At 71.7% G+C, this 25,341-nt stretch carries 16 protein-coding genes; 2 read left to right on the forward strand and 14 right to left on the reverse strand.

The window, feature by feature from the left end; translation table 11 throughout:
* Positions 1-924 precede the first annotated feature (924 nt).
* Complete coding sequence (metX, locus tag EL245_RS06205) at positions 925-2,130, forward strand: homoserine O-acetyltransferase MetX (RefSeq protein ID WP_126382367.1); 1,206 nt, start codon at positions 925-927, stop codon at positions 2,128-2,130.
* 411 nt (positions 2,131-2,541) lie between these two features.
* Positions 2,542-3,609, forward strand: coding sequence for an alpha/beta hydrolase (locus EL245_RS06210; RefSeq protein ID WP_232009897.1), 1,068 nt, complete (start codon positions 2,542-2,544; stop codon positions 3,607-3,609).
* Between the two features lie 202 nt (positions 3,610-3,811).
* Here the strand turns inward: EL245_RS06210 and EL245_RS13400 are convergent, their stop codons facing one another.
* From EL245_RS13400 to EL245_RS06290, 14 genes are all read right to left on the reverse strand, one after another.
* A complete protein-coding gene (locus EL245_RS13400; protein WP_232009898.1) occupies positions 3,812-5,332 on the reverse strand; it encodes a restriction system modified-DNA reader domain-containing protein in 1,521 nt (506 codons plus the stop codon).
* A gap of 660 nt (positions 5,333-5,992) precedes the next feature.
* Entirely contained in the window at positions 5,993-8,698 is a 2,706-nt protein-coding gene (gene ppdK / locus EL245_RS06230) for a pyruvate, phosphate dikinase (RefSeq protein ID WP_126382372.1), read from the reverse strand.
* A gap of 119 nt (positions 8,699-8,817) precedes the next feature.
* Positions 8,818-9,996: a putative glycoside hydrolase gene (locus tag EL245_RS06235; RefSeq protein WP_126382373.1), complete on the reverse strand. Its 1,179-nt coding sequence runs from the start codon at positions 9,994-9,996 to the stop codon at positions 8,818-8,820.
* 677 nt (positions 9,997-10,673) lie between these two features.
* Positions 10,674-13,250, reverse strand: a complete 2,577-nt coding sequence (locus tag EL245_RS06240; protein WP_126382374.1) for an ATP-dependent Clp protease ATP-binding subunit — start codon at positions 13,248-13,250, stop codon at positions 10,674-10,676.
* 964 nt (positions 13,251-14,214) lie between these two features.
* Complete coding sequence (locus tag EL245_RS06245) at positions 14,215-14,886, reverse strand: response regulator (protein WP_232009899.1); 672 nt, start codon at positions 14,884-14,886, stop codon at positions 14,215-14,217.
* A 53-nt stretch (positions 14,887-14,939) separates the two neighbouring features.
* Positions 14,940-16,079 (reverse strand): sensor histidine kinase, encoded by a 1,140-nt coding sequence (locus EL245_RS06250; RefSeq protein ID WP_161512736.1) that lies wholly within the window; start codon positions 16,077-16,079, stop codon positions 14,940-14,942.
* A complete protein-coding gene (locus tag EL245_RS06255; RefSeq protein WP_126382376.1) occupies positions 16,076-16,930 on the reverse strand; it encodes an ABC transporter permease in 855 nt (284 codons plus the stop codon). Before EL245_RS06255 ends, EL245_RS06250 begins: the two co-directional genes overlap by 4 nt.
* Before the next feature lie 36 nt (positions 16,931-16,966).
* Positions 16,967-17,833 (reverse strand): ABC transporter ATP-binding protein, encoded by an 867-nt coding sequence (locus tag EL245_RS06260; protein WP_126382377.1) that lies wholly within the window; start codon positions 17,831-17,833, stop codon positions 16,967-16,969.
* Positions 17,834-17,950: 117 nt separating this feature from the next.
* The gene (locus tag EL245_RS06265; protein ID WP_269471406.1) at positions 17,951-18,832 is read right to left on the reverse strand and encodes a response regulator; all 882 of its coding nucleotides are present in this window, start codon (positions 18,830-18,832) and stop codon (positions 17,951-17,953) included.
* The gene (locus EL245_RS13845) at positions 18,829-20,046 is read right to left on the reverse strand and encodes a sensor histidine kinase (protein WP_269471407.1); all 1,218 of its coding nucleotides are present in this window, start codon (positions 20,044-20,046) and stop codon (positions 18,829-18,831) included. Before EL245_RS13845 ends, EL245_RS06265 begins: the two co-directional genes overlap by 4 nt.
* Before the next feature lie 56 nt (positions 20,047-20,102).
* Entirely contained in the window at positions 20,103-20,972 is an 870-nt protein-coding gene (locus tag EL245_RS06275) for an ABC transporter permease (RefSeq protein ID WP_126382378.1), read from the reverse strand.
* Positions 20,973-21,048: 76 nt separating this feature from the next.
* The gene (locus tag EL245_RS06280) at positions 21,049-21,909 is read right to left on the reverse strand and encodes an ABC transporter ATP-binding protein (RefSeq protein WP_126382379.1); all 861 of its coding nucleotides are present in this window, start codon (positions 21,907-21,909) and stop codon (positions 21,049-21,051) included.
* A 261-nt stretch (positions 21,910-22,170) separates the two neighbouring features.
* Positions 22,171-24,546, reverse strand: a complete 2,376-nt coding sequence (locus EL245_RS06285; RefSeq protein ID WP_126382380.1) for an FtsX-like permease family protein — start codon at positions 24,544-24,546, stop codon at positions 22,171-22,173.
* Complete coding sequence (locus tag EL245_RS06290; protein WP_126382381.1) at positions 24,522-25,271, reverse strand: ABC transporter ATP-binding protein; 750 nt, start codon at positions 25,269-25,271, stop codon at positions 24,522-24,524. The genes EL245_RS06285 and EL245_RS06290 overlap by 25 nt, the downstream gene beginning before the upstream one ends.
* Between the last annotated feature and the right edge of the window lie 70 nt (positions 25,272-25,341).

Genomic DNA, 25,341 nt, shown 5'->3' on the forward strand with positions numbered 1-25,341 from the left:
CCTGTCGCGCCACAGGTCCCGATCTCGCGGTGCCAGCGTGGTCTCAGGCGGTGAGTGCCATCGTGGTGCCGTGCTCGGCGTCGAACGCGACGCCTGGAGGTCCCATCGACGGGCACCGCCCGGCACAAGCCCGACAGGGCGGGCGGTGCAGGCACCGTGCTCGACCACAAGCACCCCAGGAACAGGCAGGCCGACAGGCACCCAGGCAGCCCGGCACGCCACGGGCGCCTGAACCAGGGGACGCTCCCACCCCGCAGACACATGATGCACATCATCAGTCGCGTGGCAGTCGAGACGTCACGGTGAAGAACCGCGGAATCCCGCGGATCCCCCCGACCAGCCCCCCTCGCGGGGACGGTCGCAGGGGTCCTGAGATGTGCAACGACCCCCTCGACGCACACAGACACCCGCTCCGCCTGCTACAAGACGATCATTATTCGGCTCTATCACGGGCGTCGGCCTGGGCCGCGAGGGTAGTTGATGTGTGTACCACCTCGCCGCCCCTACCAGCACACCCAACCGCGGGGAGTGCGCCCCGGCCCCGGACCGGCCCCGGCCCAGCCCCGGTCTGGCCAACGTTGACCTGCCCGGTCCCGACCCGGTCCAGGGTCGAGCGCCACGGCTGACAGGGCACACACCCCGTCCCCACACGCCCCGGCCACCCTCGACCGGTCATGTGCCCCCCGACCGGTCATGTAACTCTCGACCGGTCATGTAACTCCCGACCGGGCGTTCGCTGTCACATAGACGGTCGACAGTCACATGACCGGTCGACGGAGCGGCGGGTGAGGTGCGCGGGCGGGGACTCAGTGAGAAGACCAACCTCGACGTGCCACTTCCCCCGATCTCGAGGTGCCACTTCCCCCGATCTCGCGGAGTGTTGCCCCGGTGACTGACAGCCTCCGCTCGGGACACAATGCGGTCATGACCGCCTCCCAGACCCCGCCGCCCGGCGTCGGGACCGCCTCGCTCAAGCTCGTCGAGCGCCCCGCAGGTTCACCCACCGGCGCCTGGCGACCGGGCGACGATCCCGGCCACCGCCGATTCCTTGAGATCGGGGACCTCCCCCTGGAGTCAGGCGAGGTCCTGCCCGACACCCACCTCGCCTTCGAGACCTGGGGCGAACTCAACGCCGCCCGCGACAACGCCGTCCTCGTCCTGCACGCCCTGACCGGCGACTCCCACGTGACCGGGGAGGCGGGCCCCGGCCACCCGACACCCGGATGGTGGTCCGAGCTCGTCGGCCCGGGGCGCGCCATCGACACCGAGCGCTACTACGTCGTCGCCGCCAACATCCTGGGCGGCTGCCAAGGGTCGACCGGCCCCTCGTCCACCGCCCCCGACGGCCGGCCCTGGGGCTCGCGCTTCCCCTGGCTGACGACGCGCGACGCCGTCGAGGCCGAGACCCGCCTGGCCGACGCCCTGGGCATCGAGACCTTCCACCTCGCCATCGGCGCCTCCCTGGGCGGGCACCGCGCCATCGAGTGGGCAGTGTCCCACCCCGGGCGCGTACGCAACCTAGCCCTCGTGGCCACCGGCGCCTCGACCACCGCCGACCAGCTCGCGTGGTGCCATCTCCAAGAGCTCGCCATCGTCGCCGACCCCTACTTCTTCGACGGCGACTACTACTCCCACGTCGTGGGCCCGGTGCGGGGCCTGGGACTGGCGCGCGCCATCGCCCACACGACCTACCGCTCGGCCACCGAGTTCGACACCCGGTTCGGACGCGCCCACCAGGGCGAGGAGGACCCTGCCGTCGGCGGCCGGTACCAGGTCGAGTCCTACCTGGACTACCACGCCAACAAGCTGCTGGCCCGCTTCGACGCCAACTCCTACCTCATCGTCACCCACTCGATGATGGTCCACGACGTCGGGATCCGGCGGGGAGGCACCGAGGAGGCGCTGAGCACGGTGACCGCTCGCACGCTCGTGGTCGACGTCGACTCCGACCGCCTCTTCCCCGCCGAGCAGGCCGAGCAGCTCGCTCGCTGCATCCCGTCGGCCCGGCGCGCCACCATCCACTCCCTGCACGGCCACGACGGCTTCCTCATCGAGGCCGACCAGATGGACGCCATCCTGCGGGACTTCCTCGCTGAGGCCGAGGCCGACGCCGGTGGGACAGAGGGCTGAGGCGGGCGCGCCGTCGAGGCCAGGACGCCGGCACCGAACCGCAGGCACCGGGCCCGCGTCCGGGTTCGGGTCGGCGTCCGCGTCCGGGTTCGGGTCCGTGTTCGGATTCGGGCCCGCGCCCGGGTTCGGATCCGGGTTCCGTTCCGTGCCCGCGCCCGCGTTCGGGCCCGGGTCCCGGTTCCAGTCCGTGCCCGGGTCCGGGGACAGCGCCACGGCACCGTGCCGGCCGGACGGGACCGGGCTTGCTACGCTTCGGCTGAGCAGTCGGAACCGGTCGGCATCCGTCGTCGTACCAGATGCGGCGATCTCGGGGTGCCATAAGTCCCGATCTCGAGGTGCCATAAGTCCCGATCTCGGGGTGCCATAAGTCCCGATCTCGGGGTGCCATAAGTCCCGATCTCGGGGGAGGGAGTGAGCGCGATGGGCGAGCACGCCCCCGTGGGGCGCTGGGCCCCGGACATCCTGGGACCCGGTTTCGAGGCCCGCACCCTCGAGCTGCTGCCCGACGACGTCGACGACGAGGCCGTGGCCACCCTCGTGCGCCACGTCCCCCACCTCGACCCGCACGCGCTGCCGGGCACGCCCACGACCCCGACCTTCGCCCTGGTCTACCTGCACGGCTGGAACGACTACTTCTTCCAGGCCGAGCTCGCCCGGGAGATCTCCCGGCTCGGGGGCGCCTTCTACGCCGTGGACCTGCGCCGCTACGGCAGGTCCCTGCGCACCGGCCAGATGCTGGGCTGGACCTCCTCCCTGGCACTGTACGACGAGGAGATCGGCCTGGCCCTGGCGGTCATCCGCTCCGAGCGCGACGAGGGCACCGACATCGTCCTGTGCGGGCACTCGACGGGCGGACTGACCGCCTGCCTGTGGGCCGACCGGCACCCGGGCGCGCTCAAGGCCCTCATCCTCAACTCCGCGTGGCTGGAGATCCAGGGCTCCGAGCCGGTGCGCCTGGCAGGCGAGCCCGTCGTCAACACCTTGGCCCGGCGCGACCCGCACCGGCCCATCGCCCTGCCCTCCTACTCCCCCGACTCCCTGTTCTCCGTCGCCGACGGTTGGACCGAGCGTGACGGGGAGCTGCCCGACCCCTCGTGGGCGCAGGACCCCTACGTGACGGGCTGGGGAGTCGTCCCGGAGTGGAAGGTGGCGCCCTCGGCGCCGATCCGCCCGGGATGGCTCCAGGCGATCCTGGCCGGGCAGGCACGGGTCGCCGCCGGACTCGACATCCGCTGCCCGGTGCTGTCGATGGGAGCAGGACGCTCGCGCCTGGGCCTCACCTGGTCCCCCGAGGCCCGCAGGGCGGACACGATCATCGACGCCGACGCCACCGCCCGCCGCGCCATCGGCCTGGGCGACCTCGTCACCGTAGCCCGCTTCCCCGGCGGCGTGCACGACCTCATGCTCTCCGAGCCCCCCGTGCGCGCCCAGGTCCTGTCGGCCATGCGGCGTTGGATGGGCGCCTACGTGCTGCGCTAAGAGCTTGCCGACCGGGCTGCGGGCAGGCTGCAGGCAGCTGCCGCCCGAGCCGCGGACGGGCAGCCATCCGGGCAGCGGGCAGGCAGCGGACCGGGCTGCGGACGGGCAGCCATCCAGGCCGCAGGCAGCCATCCAGGCAGCGGGCAGGCAGCGAACCGGGCAAGCCTCGGACGGCTGCCACCCGGGCCGCGACTGTCCGCGATCAGGCGGTGGCGAGGGCGTCGAGGACCTCGGCCAGGTTCGGACCGTTGGCACCCAGGCGCCACACGCGCCAGCCGTCGACGTCCTGGGTGTGCTGAGCGGCGTTGGCCGCGACCGACGGGTCCCTGTACACCGTGCCGTCGGCCAGACGGATCGACCCGTCCGAGCGCAGGACAGCCTCGTGGTGGATGCCGCGGCGCGCACGGTGCCACACGAGGGTCACCGGGGTGTCGACGGTCGCCGCCAGGTAGGCCAGCGCCGCCTCGCCCTCGTCCCCCGCGGGGACGGTCGGCGTGGCGCCCAGGACCCGGGCGGAGGCCCGGTGGTTGGCCGCAGCCGACATCCGGGAGACGGCCCCCTGGATGTCGGGCTGGGTGGGTGCGAGCTCGACGAGGGAGGTCGTGTTGACGGTCACCGCGTCGAGGCCGCGCTGCGCCGAGCTGAAGGACGAGGAGGTCTGCGCCGGGCCCGAGGACCACGAGGAGGCCCCGGAGCTCGTGCGCGCCGGCTCCGACCAGCCGCGCTCGGACCAGGAGGACTCGGGCCGGGCCGGCTCGGGGCGGCTCGGCTCGGGGCGACCGGGCTCCGGGCGGCTCGGCTCAGGACGAGCGGGATCGGGGCGCGCGGGCTCGGACCAGGAGCGCTCAGACCACCGCGACTCGACGGTGCCCTGCTCGCTGCGGGCGGCGTAGGAGCTCGTGCTGACGCCCGGATCGGAGGACCAGCCGCGATCAGGGCCCCCCGAGGCAGCGAGGGCACCGTCGGACCGACGCCGCGAGCCCGCCGAGCCCGCTGATCCCACGGTGCTTGTCGTGCTCGTCGTGCCGGTCGTGCTCGTCGATCCCAGCGAGCCGGCCCAGGAGCCGCCTGAGGCCCTCGGCTCGATCCTCTCGGAGTCGGTGCGCGCCGGGGACAGGGCGGCGGCGTCGGCGGAGCGGGAACGACGGCGGGTGGCCGAGCCCTCCGCCTCGCCGGCCTCCGACAGCGACTCAGGCGACAGGGGAGTCACCGTGACGAAGACCCGCCCGTCCCCGGCTGAGCGGACCGAGAGCTCATGGACCTCCACCGCCGAGCCGGCCAGGACGAGCAGGGAGGCGCGCATCTCCTCGAGCACCGAGGCCGCCAGGACGACGAGACGCGGCGAGGCGACCTGGGACGGAGCGGACTCGCGCAGCACCTCGAGGTCGCGCCTCAGGGCGCTTGAACCGCCCGTGTAGCGCAGGCCCAGCGCGCCCCTGCCCCCGGCCACGTTCGTGCCGGCGCGGGACATCGCCGCCTGCAGGCGCTCGGGGGTGAGGCGGTCGAGGACCTCGACGGTGACGACCTGGCCGGTGGGGTCGAGGGCGATGAGGCTCTCCCCTCCCTCGACACGGTCGTGGGCGACCGTGAGCAGGGGACGGCGCAGGACGTCGACGAGCTGGCCACCAGCGGCCCGCAGAGCAGCACCCCGCTCCGGCGCCCCCGCGGCACTGCCGAGGGAGGCAGGCACGAGCCTGGTGCCCTTGAGCTCGAAGATCGTCATCGCGTTGTGCCTCCCACCTTGCGTGCACAGCCGTCGCTCCCGGCATGCCAGAACAGGAACATCCTCTCACGAAACTCCCAGAAGATCAGACTGTCCAATGAGAGCCCTGCGAGAGGCCTCGCACGCCGCGGCCCGCCTCCCTCATCCCAGGTGGGGCGCGAAACACCAGCCCCACAGGTCACCGCTCGGGCCTCCTGGCCACCGGGCAAGGGCCTGGGGCCGACGGGTCACAGTTGTGTTGCTCTGCCGCCGGTCCAGCATCGGCCGCCCCCTCGACAGTGGCGGCTCTCACTCCCGTCGGCGGTCTCCCGGGCCTGCGCCCTGCTGGTCGGTTCGTCATGGACGGGTCAGGCGCTCCTCGGCGCTCGAGCGCCCCGGCGTCCCGGACCGAGGGCCCTGCCGTCCCGGCGACCGCGCCACCGTCGCCCCACCGTCCCGGACCGAGCGCCCTGCCGTCCCGGCGACCGCCCCGGACCGCAGGGCGTCGAGCAGGCGGACGACGTCGGCCCGGGAGCCCCTGCGAGGGGGCTCCCGGGCCGACGGGATGACAGGCGAGAGGACTCGCCCCGGGCCGCTTACGAGGCTGACCGCGAGGGCGACCGCGCTCGGTCGCCCTCCGGGCGGCGCACGAGGTCACCGCCCGGGCCGGGGCCCCGCGACTCAGCCCTTGGGGTGGAAGACCGCGGCACGCCCCGCCTCGAGGCGGGCCACCGGGACGCGGAAGGGCGAGCAGGACACGTAGTTGAGCCCCACCCGGTGGAAGAACTCGATCGACTCCGGGTCGCCGCCGTGCTCACCGCACACGCCCATCTTGAGCTCGGGCTTGGTCTGCCGCCCGCGCTCGACCCCGAGCTCGACGACCCGTCCCACACCGCGCTCATCGAGGGTCTCGAAGGGGGAGACCCCGAAGACGCCCTCGTCCATGTACTCCTTGAAGAAGGTCCCCTCGACGTCGTCTCGGGAGAAGCCCCACGTCGTCTGGGTCAGGTCGTTGGTGCCGAAGGAGAAGAAGTCGGCCTCCTCGGCGATCGTGTCCGCCGAGACCGCCGCCCGGGGCAGCTCGATCATGCAGCCGATCGGGAAGTCGAGGACCTGGCCGGAGTCCGCGGCGACCTCGGCCAGGACGGCCTCGGCCCGCTCACGGGCGATCTGCAGCTCACGGACCGAGCCGATGAGCGGGATCATGATCTCGGGCTGCGGGCTCCCCCCGACCTTGAGCCGCTCGACGGCGGCCTCGGCGATCGCGCGCACCTGCAGCTCGATGAGGCCGGGCTGGGTGAGCAGCAGCCGGGCGCCGCGCAGCCCGAGCATGGGGTTGGCCTCGTGCTGGCGGCGCACGACGGCGAGCAGCTCCTCGTCGGCCGGGTCGAGGGTGCCCCGCTCCCGGTCGACGGCGACCTTGACGCTCAGCTCAGTGAGGTCGGGCAGGAACTCGTGCAGCGGCGGGTCGATGAGACGGATCGTCATCGGCTTGCCGTCCATCGTCTCGAGCATCTGGACGAAGTCGCCCTTCTGCAGCGGCAGGAGCGCCGACAGGGCGGCCTCGCGCTCGTTTTCGGACTGGGCGAGGATGAGGTTCTGGACGAACTGCTTGCGCTCCCCGAGGAACATGTGCTCGGTGCGGCACAGGCCCACGCCCTGGGCCCCGCGGTGCAGGGCGTGCAGCGCGTCCTCGGGGGTGTCGGCGTTGGCCCGCACCGCCAGGCGCCGCACCGCGTCGGCGTGGCGCATGAGGCGGTCGACGCTCGTGACGAGCTCACGGGTGTCCTCGTCCTCGGCCTGCTTGAGAGCCTCCTCCAGGCCCTGGCGCAGGTAGGTGGTCACCGGGGAGTCGGCCACCGGGACCTCGCCGAGGAAGACCTCGCCGCTCTGGCCGTCGATGGCGATCATCGTCTCGGAGGTGAGCACGACGTCGCGGCCGGCCACGCGCACCGTCCTCGCGGCGGCGTCGACCTCGAGGGCGTCGGCGCCGCACACGCAGGTCTTGCCCATGCCGCGCGCCACGACCGCGGCGTGGGAGGTCTTGCCACCGCGTGCGGTCAGCACGCCGACGGCGGCGACCATGCCGGGCAGGTCGTCGGGGTTGGTCTCCCGGCGCACGAGGATGACCGGCTCGCCGGCCTCGGTGCGCGAGACCGCCTCGGCGTTGTCGAAGGCGACGTAGCCCACGGCCGCCCCGGGGGAGGCGGGCAGGGCGCGGGTGAGCAGGTCGCGCTCTCCCCCGTCGGTGAACTGCGGGAACATGAGCTGGTTGAGCTGCTCGCCGGTGACGCGGGTGAGCGCCTCGTCCATCGTGATGAGCTTCTCGTCGACCAGCTGCATGGCCACCCGGAAGGCGGCCGCCGCCGTGCGCTTGCCCACGCGGGTCTGGAGCAGCCAGAGCTTGCCCCGCTCGATGGTGAACTCGATGTCGCACAGGTCGTGGTAGTGGGTCTCCAGGCGGCGCATGAGGCCGCGCAGCTCCTCGTAGCTCGTGGGGTCGAGCCTCTCGAGGTCGGCCAGGGACAGGGTGTTGCGGATCCCGGCGACGACGTCCTCACCCTGGGCGTTGACGAGGTAGTCGCCGTAGACGCCCGAGCGCCCGGTCGAGGGGTCCCGGGTGAAGCACACGCCGGTGCCGGAGGTCTCGCCCATGTTGCCGAAGACCATCGTGCACACGTTGACGGCAGTGCCCAGGTCGTGGGGGATCTTCTCGCGGCGGCGGTAGATGTGGGCGCGCTCGGTGTTCCAGGAGCGGAAGACCGCCTCGGTGGCCATGTCGAGCTGGTCGCGCGGGTCCTGGGGGAACTCGATGCCGGCGTGCTCGCGCACGATGGCCTTGAACTCCTCGACGAGCTCGGACAGGGCCGTCACGTCGAGCTCGTAGTCGAGGCTCACCCCGCGGTCGGCCTTCTTGGCCTCCAGGGCGGCGGAGAAGTGCTCGCCGTCGACGTCGAGCACCGTCTTGCCGAACATCTGGATGAGGCGCCGGTAGGAGTCCCAGGCGAAGCGCTCGTTGCCCGACACCGTGCCCAGGCCGACCACCGAGGCGTCGTTGAGGCCGATGTTGAGGACCGTCTCCATCATTCCGGGCATCGAGAACTTCGCGCCGGAGCGCACCGAGACGAGCAGCGGGTCCGCGGCGGCGCCCAGCTCGCGGCCGAGCTCGGACTCGACCTCACGCAGGGCGGTGGTCACCTGGACGGACAGCTCCTCGGGGACGGCGCCGTCGGCCAGGTAGGCCCGGCAGGCGTCGGTGGTGATCGTGAACCCGGGAGGCACCGGCAGGCCGAGGCGGGTCATCTCGGCGAGGTTGGCACCCTTACCGCCCAGGAGGTCCTTCTGGTCCTTGTCGCCCTCGCTGAAGCGGTACACGTACTTGGGCATCCTTGCCCCTTTCGAGTCGAGTCGGTCGTGTGGAAGATCATCATCACGTATTGATCCGGCCAGGCCACTCTAGTTGCGTGAAGGGTCCGCAGCCAAACACCGCGTCGTCGGGCCGGCCCTCAGGGGCGTAGGGCCAGGAGCCCGTGACGCGCCTCGAGGAACACCCGCTCCCCGAGCGCCGGCCCGTCAGGCGCGCCGGAGGGGCCCGGGAACCGCAGCCCGCGGGGCAGGATGAGCTCGCCGCCGTCGGCCCCCAGCGCGACGGCGGCGGTCCCGCCCTCGAAGTCGCGGCGCCACACCCCCGAGCAGCGACGGGGCGGCCCGACGGGGGCGCCCAGGTCGGCGTCGAGGGCAGGGAACCACGGGGTGCGCGAGTAGTCGAGGGTGCCGGTGGACGTGAAGGCCCGACGGGCGGCCCCCGTGGGCAGGGCCGCCGGGCGAGCCTGGTCCTCCCGACCGTGGTCGGGACCGGCGCCGAAGACCCAGAAGGCAGCGAGCCCGTAGTGAGCCTGGGCCGAGCCGTCGAAGCGCCTGCCTCGCCCTCCCGAGGGGGTGCGCACGATGCTCAGGCCCGGGCCGGCCAGCTCACGCACCTGGGCCAGCGCGGTCGTCTCGTCGGGGTCGGAGGCGGTCTCGGTCCCCAGCCACGACTCGTCGACCCCGCCGCCCCACGAGGCGTGGAGGTCCCAGCGCCCGTCCTCGCGGTGCGCCTGGGCGATGTTGGGCACGAGGAGCCTGCCGCCGTCGGCGAGCTCCTGGCCCGCCTCGGCCACGAGGGCGTTGAGGGCGGCGCGCAGCCCCTCGGCGTCCCGGGGGGCGGTCTCGTCCCGGGGGTCGAGGCCGTGCAGGTCCAGGCCGTGGCAGGCCCCGAAGACGTCGCCGTCGGCCATGACGCCGTCGAAGGCGCTGCGGGCGAGGTCTGAGGCCACCTGCTCGGCCCACCGGCTCCGGTAGCCGGGGTCCCAGACCCGGGCCTGGAAACGGCCGGGGGCGTCGCGCCACTGGATCGGCGAGCCGTCGGCCCCTCGGGCCAGCCACCCTCGCCGACGCACCTCACGCAGGCCCAGACCGGATGCGCGTCTGCGCCAGGGCTCGGCCTCACGCACCGAGGACAGGCACCGGTAGGCCAGGACCGTCATATCGGGGCGCACCGACTTGAGCCAGGCGGCGGCGCGAGTCTCCCAGGGCTGGAGAACCGCTACCCGGTAGTGCTCGGCGGCGAAGTCGAGCTCCTCGAGCTCCACGGGCGCGCCGTAGCGGATCCAGGCGCCCGCACCGTGCACGAGGGAGGCGTTCATCGCACGACCCCCTGTCCGTCGTCGTGCCGCCGGGGCCGGGGGCGCCCGGCCCGCGGAGGCACCGGGGCCGGGAGGACCAGGAGGTGGGCACGGCGGCCCGCCCCCCGGCGGGGGCGCGGCAGCCGGGGGCACGGCAGGGCCGCGCCTCCCCCAGCAGACAATGGAGAGGTCAGGGTCACGGACTCGTTCATCGATGCGTCTTTCAGGGAAGAAGCCGGGCCGCCTGGCGCCAGGGGCGCCGGTCGGCGTGGGCGGACGTCAGGCGGAGGCCGCCGTGCGGGCGCGGTGCGGAAGCATCCCGGACGGCGACCGAGGAGTCCGGTCGGCCGGAGATAGATGCGTCAGGGACATCCGGCACATAAGAAAATGCTGTGTATCTCAGGTCGACCAGGTGGATTTCATGATACAGACGCCGGGGGCGTCGAGGTACCGCGCCTTCCGCGCCCGGCGTGTCGCGACAGCCCGCCCGCGCACGGGCCCCGGCACAGGGGAGTCAGCGGGCGCGCCCAGCCGCCCCGTCACCCGAGTGCAGGGACAACCCTCCCGGCACGGCCCCGGCCACGTGCCAGCGCTCAGTCGGAAAAGCGCGCCGGCGGGGCGGGACCCTCTCAGGTCCCGCCCCGCCGTCCGGCTCACGCCGGTGCTCAGGGTGCGCTCAGGCGCTCACTGCAGGCCCCTCAGGACCCGGCGCCCTCGGGCGCGGCCTCACCCGAGTCCGGCCCCACCCCGGCGACGACCTGCTCGGCCTCCTGGACCGCGGCGACCTCGGCGCTCAGCGGGTCGGAGCCGATCTTGGGGTCCCAGCCCTCGCCGTGGAAGGTGAACTCGCCGAGGATCCCCTCGCCGACGGCGTCGACGATGACCTTCTGGCCGCGGGAGATCTCCCCGAAGAGGATCTTCTCGCTCAGGGCGTCCTCGATGTCGCGCTGGATGGCCCGACGCAGCGGACGGGCGCCGAGGACGGGGTCGAAGCCGCGCTCGGCCAGGAGGTCCTTGGCCGCCTCGGTCAGCTCGACGGTCATCTCCTGCTCGACCAGCCGCTTGTCGAGGCGGGCGATCATGAGGTCGACGATCTGGCGCACCTCGGCCTTGGTCAGCTGCGGGAAGACGATGAGGTCGTCGACGCGGTTGAGGAACTCGGGGCGGAACTGCTGCTTGAGCTCCCGGTTGACGTGGGCCTTCATCTCCTCGTAGTCCATGTGGCCGCCCTCGGTGGACTGGAAGCCGGTGGCCACCGACTTGCCGATGTCCTTCGAGCCGAGGTTGGTCGTCATGATGATGACCGTGTTCTTGAAGTCGACGACCCGCCCCTGGGCGTCGGACAGGTGGCCGTCCTCCAGGATCTGGAGCAGGGAGTTGAAGATGTCCGGGTGGGCCTTCTCCACCTCGTCGAAGAGCACGACGCTGAAGGGACGGCGGCGCACCTTCTCGGTGAGCTGCCCGCCCTCGTCGTAGCCGACGTAGCCGGGAGGCGCGCCGAACAGCCGCGAGACGGTGTGCTTCTCGGCGAACTCGGACATGTCGAGCTGGATGAGGGCGTCCTCGTCGTCGAAGAGGAACTCCGCCAGCGCCTTGGCCAGCTCGGTCTTGCCCACGCCGGTGGGGCCGGCGAAGATGAAGGAGCCGCCCGGGCGCTTGGGGTCCTTGAGGCCGGCCCGGGTGCGACGGATCGACTTCGACAGGGCCTCGATGGCCTTGTCCTGGCCGATGATGCGCTTGTGGAGCTCGGTCTCCATGTTGAGCAGCTTGGCGGACTCGGCCTCGGTCAGCTTGACCACCGGGATGCCGGTGGACATGGCCAGGACCTCGGCCACGAGGTTCTCGTCGACCTCGGCGACCTGGTCGAGGTCGCCCGACCTCCACGCCTTCTCCTTGTCCGAGCGCTGCTCGGTCAGGCGTCGCTCGTCGTCGCGCAGAGCGGCGGCGCGCTCGAAGTCCTGGTCGTCGATGGCGCTCTCCTTCTCGCGCTTGACCGCGGCGATCCGCTCGTCGATCTCGCGCAGCTCGGGCGGGGCGGTCATGCGGCGGATGCGCAGCCGCGCCCCGGCCTCGTCGATGAGGTCGATGGCCTTGTCAGGCAGGAAGCGGTCGTTGATGTAGCGGTCGGCGAGCTTGGCGGCGGCCTCGATGGCGTCGTCGGTGATGACGACCCGGTGGAAGGCCTCGTAGCGGTCCCGCAGGCCGTTGAGGATCCCGATGGTCTCCTCGATCGAGGGCTGCTCGACGGTGACGGGCTGGAAGCGTCGCTCGAGGGCGGCGTCCTTCTCGATCTTGCGGTACTCGTCGAGGGTGGTGGCCCCGATCGTCTGGAGCTCACCGCGGGCGAGCATCGGCTTGAGGATGGAGGCGGCGTCGACCGCGCCCTCGGCGGCACCCGCACCGACGAGGGTGTGGATCTCGTCGATGAACAGGACGATGTCGCCCCGGGTGCGCACCTCCTTGAGCACCTTCTTGAGGCGCTCCTCGAAGTCACCGCGGTAGCGCGAGCCCGCCACGAGGGAGCCCATGTCGAGGGAGTAGAGCTGCTTGTCGCGCAGGGTCTCGGGCACGTCGCCGTGGACGATGGCCTGGCTCAGCCCCTCGACGACCGCGGTCTTGCCCACGCCCGGCTCCCCGATGAGGACCGGGTTGTTCTTCGTGCGCCGGGAGAGGATCTGCATGACCCGCTCCATCTCCTTGTGCCTGCCGATGACCGGGTCGAGCTTGCCCTCACGGGCGGCGGCCGTCAGGTTGCGCCCGAACTGGTCGAGGATGGCCGAGCCCGAGGGAGTGCCCTCCTTGGAGCTGCCGGGGCCGGCGGTCACGGTCTCCTTGCCCTCGTAGCCCGAGAGCATCTGCATGACCGTCTGGCGCACCGTCGACAGGTCCGCCCCGAGCTTGGTGAGGACCTGGGCGGCGACCCCCTCACCCTCGCGCAGGAGGCCCAGGAGGATGTGCTCGGTGCCGATGTAGTTGTGGCCGAGCTGAAGGGCCTCGCGCAGGCTCAGCTCAAGGACCTTCTTGGCGCGCGGGGTGAAGGGGATGTGCCCGCTGGGGGCCGACTGGCCCTCGCCGATGATCTCGACGACCTGGGCGCGCACGGCGTCCAGGGAGACCTCCATCGACTCCAGGGCCTTGGCGGCGACGCCCTCGCCCTCGTGGATGAGGCCGAGGAGGAGGTGCTCGGTGCCGATGTAGTTGTGGTTGAGCGCCCGGGCCTCGTCCTGGGCCAGGACGACGACGCGGCGGGCGCGGTCGGTGAAGCGTTCGAACATCGCTGGGTAACTCCTCGGCACGTGCGGTCGGTGGTCGCGCCCGTGGACCTGGCCGTCGGACACGGACGCAGGGGGCGCGGGAGCACGTGCTGACAAGGCTAACCAGCCGCCCTCGACCGTCATGCCCCTGTTCGCGGTAGGCGTGAGTTACCTTGAGTCGACCTCGCTCAGGAGTACGTCACCCCTCACCCCAGCACCCTACCCACACCTCCCCTCCCCCGCGAGATCGGGACTTATGGCACCTCGAGATCGGGACTTATGGCACCTCGAGATCGGGGGAAGTGGTACGTCGCGGTCGGGGTCATGGGGGCGGGGGACCCGGGTCGGTCGGTGGAGAGCGCTGTCTCCGTGGCGTGCTGTCGGGTGGCTGCCGACGGGGATGGTGCGTCCGTGTCAGGTGGGGCCAGGTGCCGGGGGTGGTGCACACATCAACTATCTTCGCGACCCAGGTGGATTCCCGTGATTGAGCCAAAGAATGATCGTCTTGTACCAGGCGGAGACCCTCCCTGTGTGCATCGACCGGACCGTTGCACATCTCAGATGCCCACCACCGCCCCCACCACGAGGACCAGCCGAGAGAATCGGCGTCATTCCAACGATTCCCGACACGGACCCCCAACCACCACCCGCCTGTTATGTGCATCACATCGTCGTGGGGGTGCGGGCATCCCGCTCCGCGAGCCCGTGGCTGACCAGCACGCCCGAGGCTGCTGGACCACCACCCCGGGGCGTGCCGGCAGCCGGGCCCAGCGGCTGCCCGGCTCCCCCGAGATCAGGACGCACGACACCCAGCCTCCCAAGACGAGGCGCCAGCCCACGGCACCCGACGCGCGCCACCAGACACGTGCCAGATGCGGCGAACTCGAGGTGCCACTTCTCCCGATCTCGAGGTGTCATAAGTCCCGATCTCGGGGTGTCATTAGTCCCGATCTCGAGGTGTCATAAGTCCCGATCTCGAGGTGCCTCAGCGTGGGTCGAGCATGCCGTAGCGCAGCGCGCGGGCGACGGCGGCGGCACGAGAATCGACACCGAGCTTGTTGAATGCCCGCACGAGATAGGTCTTGACCGTCGTCTCGGCGATGCACAACTCGATCGCGATCTGACTGTTGGGCAGCCCCCGGGAGACCGCCTCAAGGATCTCGCGCTCACGGGGTGACAGGGACATCGGGACCTCTCGACGCTCCCCGCCCTCCCCGCGGGCCGCCTTGACCAGGCGGCGCGTGACACGGGGGCTGAGGACGCCTCGCCCCATCGCGGCCGCGCGCACCGCGTCCAGGATCTCCTCGCGTACGGAGTCCTTGAGCACGTAGCCGATGGCACCGGCCTCGACCGCGGGCAGGATGTCCTCGTCGGAGTCGTAGGTGGTCAGGACCACCACCCGGGGAGCGGGACCAGCTCCGTCTTTATCACGCTCCACCGGCTCCCACCCCGCGATGAGCCGAGTGGCCTCGACCCCGTCGAGCACAGGCATGCGCAGGTCCATGAGCACGACATCGGGGTCGAGCTCGCGAGCCAGCCGCACGGCCTCGGCACCGTCCGCCGCCTGCCCGACCAGCTCGATGTCCGCAGCAGCACCGAGCATCCCGACCAGCCCCGAGCGCACCACCGGGTGGTCATCGACGATCAGCAGACGCACGCACCGCGCATCGGGGGCGACGAGGGATGTTGGATCGCAACGGACGGCACGACTCACAAGGGCATTCTTGCCCGGATGACGGTTCCTGTGTGCTCGTTGGCCGAACCAGTCCGCAGCGGGCCGACGCTCAGCTCTCCTCCGAGCAGCTCGACTCGGGTCCTCATCCCGGTCAGCCCCACACCCGGCACGGCCCCGCCTAAGCCGACGCCGTCGTCGCTGATGGTGACAAGAAGCTCGCCGGCCATCGGAGCCACCTCGACCTCGGCGAGCCCTGCCTGCGCGTGGCGCCTCACGTTGCTCAGTCCCTCCTGCACCAGGCGCAGGACCACGACCTGAAGGGCCGGGGGAAGGTCGTCGAGCGGCCCCCCGGTCAGCCAGAGCGTGATCCGCAGCCCGTCGACGGCGCGGGAGTCGACGAGCCGGCGCAGCGCCGACTCGAGCCCGCGCCTGCGCAGGGCGTCAGGACCGCTTCCCTCGACCAGTGAGCGGGCCTCGAGGAGGTTCTCGCGCGCGACCTCCTCGATCTGCCTCAGGCGCACTGACACCGAGCTCAGCGCCTGGTGGTCGCCCGCCTCGGTCGGCTCGGAGACCTCCGTCAGCGCCGCCTGGGACAGGGCGACGACCGACACGAAGCCTTGGGCGAGGGTGTCGTGGACCTCGCGGGCCCAGCGCTCACGCTCCAGGGCCGCACCGGCAGCGTGCTCGGCGGCGACGAGCTCGTCCTGGGTCCGGGCCAGGGCTCCCATCGCCGCGTCCTTGGCGGCCAGGGCCGCCAGGGCGTTGCCGCGCGCCATCTGGGCACGGGTCATCCACGTCCCCGAGATGAGGGAGACGAGGACGGAGACCGCGGCGACCTGCCACGGGGCGGGCGACCCCCTGAGGTGCTCGGCCACCACGATGCCGCAGCCGAAGACGACAAGGCTCAGTGCCGCGGCCCAGTACCGCGTGTGGACGAGCCACAGCAGCGGGAAGACGACGAAGAACCCGATATAGCCCCAGGAGCTGCGCGAGAGCAGGGCGAGGTCGGCGGCGACGAGCAGCCAGGCGCTCATGCGCCAGAGCCACCCGGGCAGGCCGAGACGACTCAGCGGGACGTGGACGGATCCGGGCCGGCCGTTGCCCCGGGTGGCGAAGACGGCCAGACGCCGCCACCACGGCGGTGGGCCGGGAGGCTCGTGCCCCTGGGTGCTCACCGATCCACCGTATCGCGCCTGGCGATGACCATGGCGGCCACGACCCCACCGATGAGCCATGCGGTGACGACGATAAGCGCCTTTCCGGTCTCCCAGGTGCCGGCGGGCTCCATGGTGGCGAAGTCGGCGGGCAGGAAGGCCTGGCGCATGAGCTGGGCCGCCCAGCGCACGGGCAGCACCGAGAAGATGTCGACCATCCAGCCGGGCAGCTGGGACAGGGGAAGGACGAGACCGCTGACGAACTGGAGGATGATGACCATCGGGGTGACGATCCCCGAGGCGGCGCGCGAGGAGGGGCACAGGCGTCCGATGGCCAGGCCCCAGGCGGTGCACGTGGCGACGGTGAGCACGAGGGCCAGCGCCATGAGTGCCCAGGAGCCCGGCGACCGGGGCAGGGAGATGCCCAGGGCGAGGCTCCCCACGAGGATGAGCACCACCGTGTTGACCACGGTCAGGACGATGCTGTACAGGCACTTTCCGGCGACGTAGGCCCAGGAGGGCACGGGAAGGACGGACAGGCGCTTGAGCTCGCCGGACTCCCGCTCGGCGGCCACGGTGATGGCCAGGACCTGCATGCCGCTCATGAGGATCCCGGTGCTGATCATCGCCGGCAGCATGTAGTCCCCGAAATCGACCCCCGGGCTGATCTCCCCGGGGAAGACCGCGTTGAACAGCAGGAGCATGAACAGGGGGTAGAGGACCCCGAAGACGAAGGCGATGGGCTCGCGCACGAAGGCGACGAGACCCACCCGGGTCAGGGACAGCACGGCCGCCGTGGCGGTGGAGGGCCGTTGGGCGGCGCGTGGACGTCGGCCGGGCGGGGTGGCGGGGTCCAGGGCGGTGGTGGTCATGGTGGTCCTCGTGTCGTGGGCGGGGAGTCGGGACGCTCAGGCCTCGTGGTGGAGGGAGACGAGGTCGAGGTAGTGGTCCTCGAGGGTGGGGGTGTGCACCTGGAGCCCGGGGATCTCGCCGTCGGGTCCCGCCAGGCGCGCGGCCAGGCCTTGGACGACCGCGGTGGGCCGCAGGGTGTGCTCGGTGTGCTCGGCGCCGTCCTCGATCCAGCTGACCGTGCGCTGGTCGCCGGCCTGGCGGGCGAGGACCTCCGGGGCGTCGTGCTCGACGACGCGCCCGCCGACGACGATGGCGACCTCATCGGCCAGGCGGGCGGCCTCGTCGAGGTAGTGGGTGGTCAACAGCACGGTCGTGCCGTCGGCGGCCAGGTCCTCGACAAGGGTCCAGAAGGCTCGGCGCGCCTTGGGGTCGAATCCCGTGGTCGGCTCGTCGAGGAAGAGCAGCTCGGGGCGGCCCACGATGGCCAGGGCGACGTCGAGGCGGCGCCGTCTGCCGCCCGACAGGCGCGAGACGCGGGTGCGGGCGTCGTCGGACAACCCGACGCGGTCGATGGTGGTGGCCACGTCGTCGGGGTCGGCGAAGAAGCGCGAGACGTGGGACACCGCCTCGGTGACGGTCAGCGAGTCCAGGTCGGCGGCCGTCTGGGAGACCACCCCGATGCGCGCCCGCCAGGCTCGTGGCGAGCGCTGGGGATCCTCGCCCAGGACGCGCACCTCTCCCCCGTCACGGCGCCGCAGCCCCTGAAGGATCTCGACGGTCGTCGTCTTGCCCGCCCCGTTGGGGCCCAGGAGCGCCAGGACCGAGCCCGCCGGGACGCTGAGGTCCAGGCCGCGCAGCACCTCCTTGTCGCCGTAGGACTTGGTCAGGGAACGGATCTCGATCGCGGCAGGGGCGGATGACATGCACGAAGTGTCCTGCGCCCCCAAATGTGACGGTAGCCACCATTCGTACCTCACAGCGTGTCCACCGTTCGGGCGACACCGTCGGGACGCGGGTCGGCGCCCGCCGCCTGGCGGTCCTCAGTCGAGCTCGAGCAGCCCGCGGCGCAGTGCCTCGGTGACCGCCGCCGTGCGGGAGTCCACCCCGAGCTTGGCGTAGGCGCGCAGGAGGTGGGTCTTGACGGTCGCCTCGGTGATGTGGAGCTCAGCGCCGATCCGCGCGTTCGACAACCCGCCCGCGGCCACGGCCAGGACCTCGCGCTCCCGCGGGGAGAGCATGACCGGGGCTCCCGCGCCGCCTCCGCTGATCCGCGGGCCCCGCCCGCGCCCGGCGTGGTGGCCGGTGGCTCGGGCCGCTCCGACCAGGCGGGTCGTCACGCTGGGGCTCAGGGCGCTGCGCCCGACGGCGGCGGCGCGCACGGCCGCCAGGATGTCCTCACGCGGGCAGTCCTTGAGCAGGTAGCCGATCGCCCCGGCCTCCACCGCCCGCAGGATGTCACCGTCAGTGTCATAGGTCGTCAGCACCACGACCCGCGGCGGATCAGCGGCCTCCAGCACCCGCCGCGTCGCCTCCACCCCGTCCGTCCCCGGCATCCGCAGGTCCATCAGCACGACGTCGGGGCCCAGCTCACCAGCCAGACGCACCGCCTCGTCCCCGTGCCCCGCCTCACCAACGACCTCGATATCGGACTCAGCCGACACCATCCCCACGATCCCAGAACGAACCACCGGATGGTCATCAACCACGAGCACCCGCAGGCGCTGCGGGGAGGCGCCGTCGCCGGCGGCACCCGGGACGCCCTGCTCCCCCGCCTCAGGCGGGCCACTCGGCCCGACCGGCCCGACCGGCCCGACCGGCCCGACCAGCTCGGTGGGGTAGCCGCCTGGTCCGGTCGGCGGGGGCGTGCCCGCGGGCGACTGGGCCGGGACCGGGTCACGGGGGACGGCGGGAGGCGTGCTCATAGCGGTATTCTCGCCTCGACGACGGTGCCCGGACGCCCCTGGGGCCCCGGGGCCCGTGCCGGGTCGACGGTGAGCGTGCCTCCCAGGGACTCGACCCGCGAGCGCATGCCGGTCAGCCCTGTGCCCTCGGGCCGGTCCCCGGCCCCGACGCCGTCGTCGACGACCGTGATGACGAGCTCGGTCAGCCCACCGGCGCTCTGACAGGCCACGGAGACGACGACCTCCTGCGCGCCGGAGTGGCGGGTGACGTTGGACAGGGCCTCCTGGACGGTGCGCAGGACGACCACCTCGACGGTGCGCGGGAGACCGTCGGGCAGGTCCACGCTCAGGGCGGCGCGGCGCCCGTCCCGGTGCTGGGTGTCGACGAGGCGGGCCAGGGCCTGTCCGAGGTCGCCGACGCGCAGGGCGCTGGGGCCCTCCCCGGCCACGAGCGACCGCGCCTCGGCGAGGTTGTCGCGGGCCACCGCCTCGAGCTGGTCGAGCCTGGAGCCCACTGCCGCGGGCGCGCCTGCCGCCAGCTCGCTGCGGGCCGCCTGGGACAGGGTGACCACCGAGACGAAGCCCTGGGCGAGGGTGTCGTGGACCTCGCGGGCCCAGCGCTCGCGCTCCAGGGCCGCGCCGGCGGCGTGCTCGGCGGCGGCGAGCTCGGCCTGGGTCCGGGCCAGGGCCTGGCGCGCGACCTGCTCGTTGACCAGGGCCTGGGTGAGCTGCGCCGAGACCTCGTAGGTTCGCCAGATCCACAGGCCGATGAACAGGGAGAACAGGCAGGACACCCCGGCGTCGGCCACGGCGTTCACCCAGGCCGTCGGAGCGCGTGCGGTGTCGACCGCCGCCAGCCCGACCGAGAAGGTGACGGTGGCGAGGACCCCCGTCCTGCGGATGCGGTGGATGATCCACAGCAGCGGGTAGATGATGAACAGGAGGTTCCCGGCCGGGTTGGAATCCCAGGTGAGCACGAGCGTGAGGACGGCGAGGGCCCAGCCCAGCGCGAGGGCGACCGCGTGGCGGGCCAGGTTGTCGGGGGCCCGCAGCACCAGGAGGAGAAGCTCGAACCAGGAGTCCTGCGTGCCCGGGTAAGCCGATGCCGCGCCGGTGCCGACCGGGGCCTGCGCAGGCGACTGCGCAGGGGCCGTGTCTCCGGGCTGCGGGCCCGCCGACGCCGCCCGGGGCCCGGTCACGGGACCTGTCGCCGGCTCCGCCACCGGCTCAGTCACCGGTCCAGTCACCGATCCAGCCACCGGCTCAGTCACCGGTCCAGCCACCGCATCAGTCACCGGTCCACGGTATCGCGCCGGGTCAGGACCACGGCGGCCACGACCGCGCCGATGAGCCAGGCGGACACGACGGCCAGGCCCTTGCCGGTCTCCCAGGCGCCGGTGGGCTCAGCCACCGCGAACTCCGCCGGCAGGAGGGCCTCACGCATGAGCTCGGCCGACCAGCGCACCGGGAGCACGGAGAAGGCGTTGACCATCCAGGCGGGAAGCTGGCTCAGGGGGAAGAAGATGCCGGAGACGAACTGGAGCATGACGACGATGGGGGTGACCACGCCGGCAGCCGCCCGGGACCCGGGCATGACCCGACCCAGGGCCAGCCCCAGGGCCGTGCAGGTGGCCACCATGAGCACGAGGACCACGGCCAGCAGCCCCCAGGAGCGCGCCTGCCTGGGCAGGTCGACGTCGAGGAACAGCCTGGCGATGAGCAGGAGCAGGGCCGCGTTGAGCAGCGCGAGGATCGTGTTCGACAGGCACTTGGCCACGACATGCGCCCACTGCGGTGCGGGCAGGACCGCCAGGCGCTTGAGGTAGCCGTTCTCCCGCTCTCCGGCCACCGTGATCGCCAGGTTCTGCAGGCAGGTCGTCATGACCCCGGTCGTGATCATGGCGGGCAGGAGGTACTCGGCGTAGGAGATCTCGCCGATGAGGTCGCCGGGGAAGACCGCGTTGAAGATGACGAGCATGAACAGCGGGTAGAGGAACTGCATGGCGAATCCGGCGGGCTCACGCACGAAGGACAGCAGGCTCGTCCAGGTCAGGGTCGCCACGGCGACGGGCGGCGGGCCGGGGCGCCGGCGCTCGCGGGAGGCGGGGGCACGCCCGGTGGCGGGGGCGGGCTCGACGGTCGCGGTGGCGGTGGCGGTCATGGGTGCTTCTCTTCTCTTCAGTGGCGGGTCTGGTCTCGATGGCGGGGCGGTCATCGGGGCGGGTGGTGCGTTCCGGTCAGGCCGCGTGCCTGGCGACGAGCTCGAGGTAGTGGTCCTCCAGGGAGGGGGCGTGGATCTCGATGCCGGGGACCTCGCCGTCGGGTCCTGCCAGGCGCTCGGTCAGGCGGCGCACGACGGCGGTGGGTGTGGCCGTGCGCTCGGAGTGCTGGACGCCGTCCTCCATCCAGGTGACGGTCCGCAGCTGCCCGACGCTCGAGGCCAGCTCGGCGGGGGTACCGCGCTCGACGACGTGCCCGCCCAGGACGATCGCGACGTCGTCGGCCAGGTGGGCGGCCTCGTCGAGGTAGTGGGTGGTCAGGAGCACCGTCGTGCCGTCGTCGCGCAGGTCCTCGACCAGGCCCCAGAAGGAGCGGCGCGCCTCGGGGTCGAAACCGGTGGTCGGCTCGTCGAGGAAGAGCAGCTCGGGGCGGCCGACGATGGCCAGGGCGACGTCGAGGCGGCGGCGCCGCCCTCCGGAGAGCCTCGCGGCACGGGTGCGGGCGTCGTCGGCCAGGCCGACCCGCTCGATGGTCTGCGCGACGTCGGCCGGGCTGGAGTGGAAGCGGGCGACATGCGTCACGGCCTCGCGAACGCTTAGGTCGCCCAGGTCGGTGGCGGACTGGGAGACCACCCCGATCCGCGCCCTCCAGTCCCGCGTGGCCCGCTCAGGGTCCTCGCCCAGGACACGGAGGGTGCCCGAGGCGCGGCGGCGCAGGCCCTGAAGGATCTCCACGGTCGTCGTCTTGCCCGCCCCGTTGGGGCCCAGGAGCGCCAGGACGGTGCCGGTGGCGACAGTGAGGTCGAGGCCGCGCAGCACCTCCTTGTCGCCGTAGGACTTGGTCAGGGCTCGGATCTCGATCGCGTGGTCGGTGCTCATGGCGGCAGTCTTCACCGACCGGACCCGGCCCGGAAACGACCGCCCGGGCCACACGGGTGTCCACCGGTCGGTGGACGGCACCCGCCCGCCTGCGACGCAGCGCCCGCACCACCCCGGCGAACACGTCACGTCACGCCCGACTGCCCTGCTTCGACCAGCGTTCTCAGGCCTAACGTGACGTGTTCGGCCTTCCGGGGCGTCCCGGAGCCCGGCACCGAGACGGACCACAGCCCATGACAGAACTCACTCGGATCACTCGGATCACTCGGAGGACAGCTCCCCCGGCGTGACACGGGGCAGCGTCCGCGCAGCCAGCCAGGCGGAGGCCCCGCTCAGTGCACCGCAGCCCACGGCGACGAGGACCGTTCCCACGGCCTTAGCCGGCAGGTCGATGGCGCTGAGCCCGACTCCGCTGAGCAGGACCACGAGCAGGGGCTCGGCTGCGACCCGTGCGAGCAGCCCACCGAGCAGTGCGGCCACGGTGGCGGTCAGCGCAAACCCCGAAGCCGTGGTTGTGCGCAGCTGCCCACGTCCGTAACCGAGGGCGGCCATGATCGCGTAGGTACGCCGGTCGGCGGCGATCGCCGACATCGCGAGAAGCAGCGTGACCACCGATGCCAGGAGGACACCGATCGTGGTCACCAGGGCGACCACTCCCCGCAGAGCCAGCTGGACCATCGACACCACGGAGGAGACCTGGGCGCGCCCAGCCGTGGCAGAGATGCCGGGTTGCTCATTGAGGGAGTCGACCAGCTCCGCGACCTGCGTCTCGTCCGGAGGGGACTCGAAGGCGACGTAGTAGTAGGGGCTGGGCTCGCTGGGGACGAGACGCTGGAAGGCGTCCTCGCCCAGCCACATCGTCAACCCCGCCTGGTTGACCGTGTCGTACAGGCCGACGACCTCGTAGGACGTGGCGCCGTTGCGCCCCGTGTCGATCTCGACCTCATCGCCGAAGGCCGCGTCGATGGAAGAGGCCAGCCCGGAGGCGAGCAGGATCTCCCGGTCGTTGGCCGGGAGCCTCCCCTCAGCGATCCGCAACGAGGCGGGGAAGTCGTCGGAGACTGTCGCCACGACTGTCCGACCGCCGATCCTCACGTTCGCCGCGCGGTGCGCAGCGACGTAGGTCGGGTTGTCCAGCCCCACGTCGGCCACGGCACTGCTCAGAGCCGCGTCGAAGACCTCACCTGGACGGTCGGTCTGAGTGACGACGGTCGCCGTGACGTCATAGGCGTCGAGCCCCAGCAGCTCGATGACCCGATCCCGCGTCGCGAAGGCCGATCCCAAGGGCACGAGCGCGCCCATGAGGAAGGAGAAGACCAGCGCTGTCACGCCTAGGCTCAGGTAGCGTCCCGGCGCCCGGAGCACGTCCTTGAGCGTGAGCGCGATCCTGGTCGGAGCAGCGACGAGCGAACCGAGGGACGGCCCTGGCCACCGGCGCCCCTCGACCCGCATCTGACTGTCGAGTGCCGCGCGAGGGTTGAGCCTGGTCAGCACCCGTGTCGAGAACACCGCCGTCACACAGACCAGTCCGACAACGACCGCGACCGAACCGAGCAGCGGCCAGGGCACGAGCACCGGCATGGAGCTGAGGCCGTTCGTTGCCAGGTAGACACGGCCCAGCGCCGGGATCGTCCACACGGAGATCATGGCGACCAGGAGAGCACCGAGCGTGCTCAGCGCAACCAGGCGCGTCCCCAGCCGCATCCGGATCTGGCCGGTGCTCATGCCCAGGACCTTGAGAACTCCGGAGTTCCGCCACTCCCGGCGCAGAAGGACCGAGCTGACGTGCCGTAGGACGAAGACAAGGATCAGGCCAAGAGCCACCGCGGTGACCAGGAGCACCGCACTGACGATGCCGGGAATGATCGCGTAGGTGCGCATGATGAAGGAGCTGTCGTAGGCGAACTCCGCATCCCCCACCCAGTCGAGATCACCCAGCACGTCCTCGGCACTGGGCTGGTCGGCTCCGTCCTCAACGGTGAAGGTCACCAGGGTCACGAGGGCGAGCTGGCCGGACGAGGCCTGCGTGTCGGCGAGCAGAGCGTCGAAGGCATCCGAGTTGAGGACGGCCCGCTTGTAACCCATCATGGGAGAGCCGAACACCGGGTCATCAAAGGTCCCGACCAGCCTCAGCGTGAGCTCCTCGACACCGGAGTCGACAGTAAACTCATCGCCGGTCGACAAGCCGAGGGCTGAGGCCGCGCTGTTGGGCAGGATGACATCGCGATCAGAGACGAGCGCATCACTGTCGAGAGACGTTCCCGGTTCAAGATCGTCGACAGAGGTCAGGTTGAGGGTCGCCTCCTCGTCATGCGCCGAGGCCGTCACCGCGATGCTCACGCTCGTGTCCACCCCATCGACCCCGGGTGTCGCAGCCAGGTCCGCCACCTCGTCGTCCAGTTCCTGAGAACCGGTGAAGCGGATGTATGCGTCGGAAGACTGAGCCCGGTCATACAGAGCCCTCTGACTGTCGTTGTTGGTGAGCATCCCCCCAACCGTTGTGGCCAGCAGCGCAGTGATGAGCATCGAGACGAGGACGATGACGATGCTGAACACCCGGTCCCGTCGCAGGTCCCGGAGAGCGAGGAGCTGCGAGGCCCGCAGCGGCCGCCTCACCATCCCATCTCCTGCAGCCATCGCGCCACCTTGGCCTCGCGGTCGGCCAACGGCACGTCACGCGCACCGGCGTCGAGCTGAGCCACGATCCGGCCATCTCGCAGGTAGATGACTCGGTCGCCGCGAGCCGCCGCGCGGGGGTCATGAGTGACCATGACCGTCGTCTGCCCCTCAGCATTGGCCTGCTCGAGCAGGTCGAGAACGGTGCGACCGGCAGAGGAGTGCAGAGCCCCGGTCGGCTCGTCCGCGAAGAGGACGACTGGGTCGGTCAGCAGTGCCCGCGCGATCGCCGCACGCTGTTGCTCACCTCCCGATGCCTGACTGGGCGGTCTGCCCATCGCATCGGCCAGCCCCACCTTCGCCAGCAGCTCGTCCGCGCGGCGCAGAGCCCGTCGACGATCCGAGACCCGCCGGGAGTTCAGTCCCGGAAGAGCGACGTTCTCGCGCAGGGACAGGTGCGGGAGAAGATTGATCTGCTGGAAGACGAACCCGACTCGACGCCTGACGGCCGTCAGGGAGCGTTCGCCGAGCCCGTCGATCCTCGTTCCATCGAGCACGACACGACCCGAGGTCGGCTGGTCCACCCCGCTCAGGCAGTACAGGAAGGTCGACTTTCCCGCTCCCGAGCTCCCCATGATCGTCACGAACTCGCCACGTTCCACGACCAGATCCACGCCGTCGAGGACCGTTGCCTCCCGGCTTCCGTACCGCTTGACGACGCTACTCGCCTCAATCACTGCCCCCACTGCGTCACCACCTCATTTTCTTCCTGAGACCGTTATTCGATACTCGAGACGGCCGGTGGCCACTCGGTGT

Source organism: Actinomyces howellii, from assembly GCF_900637165.1.
Lineage (GTDB): Bacteria > Actinomycetota > Actinomycetes > Actinomycetales > Actinomycetaceae > Actinomyces > Actinomyces howellii.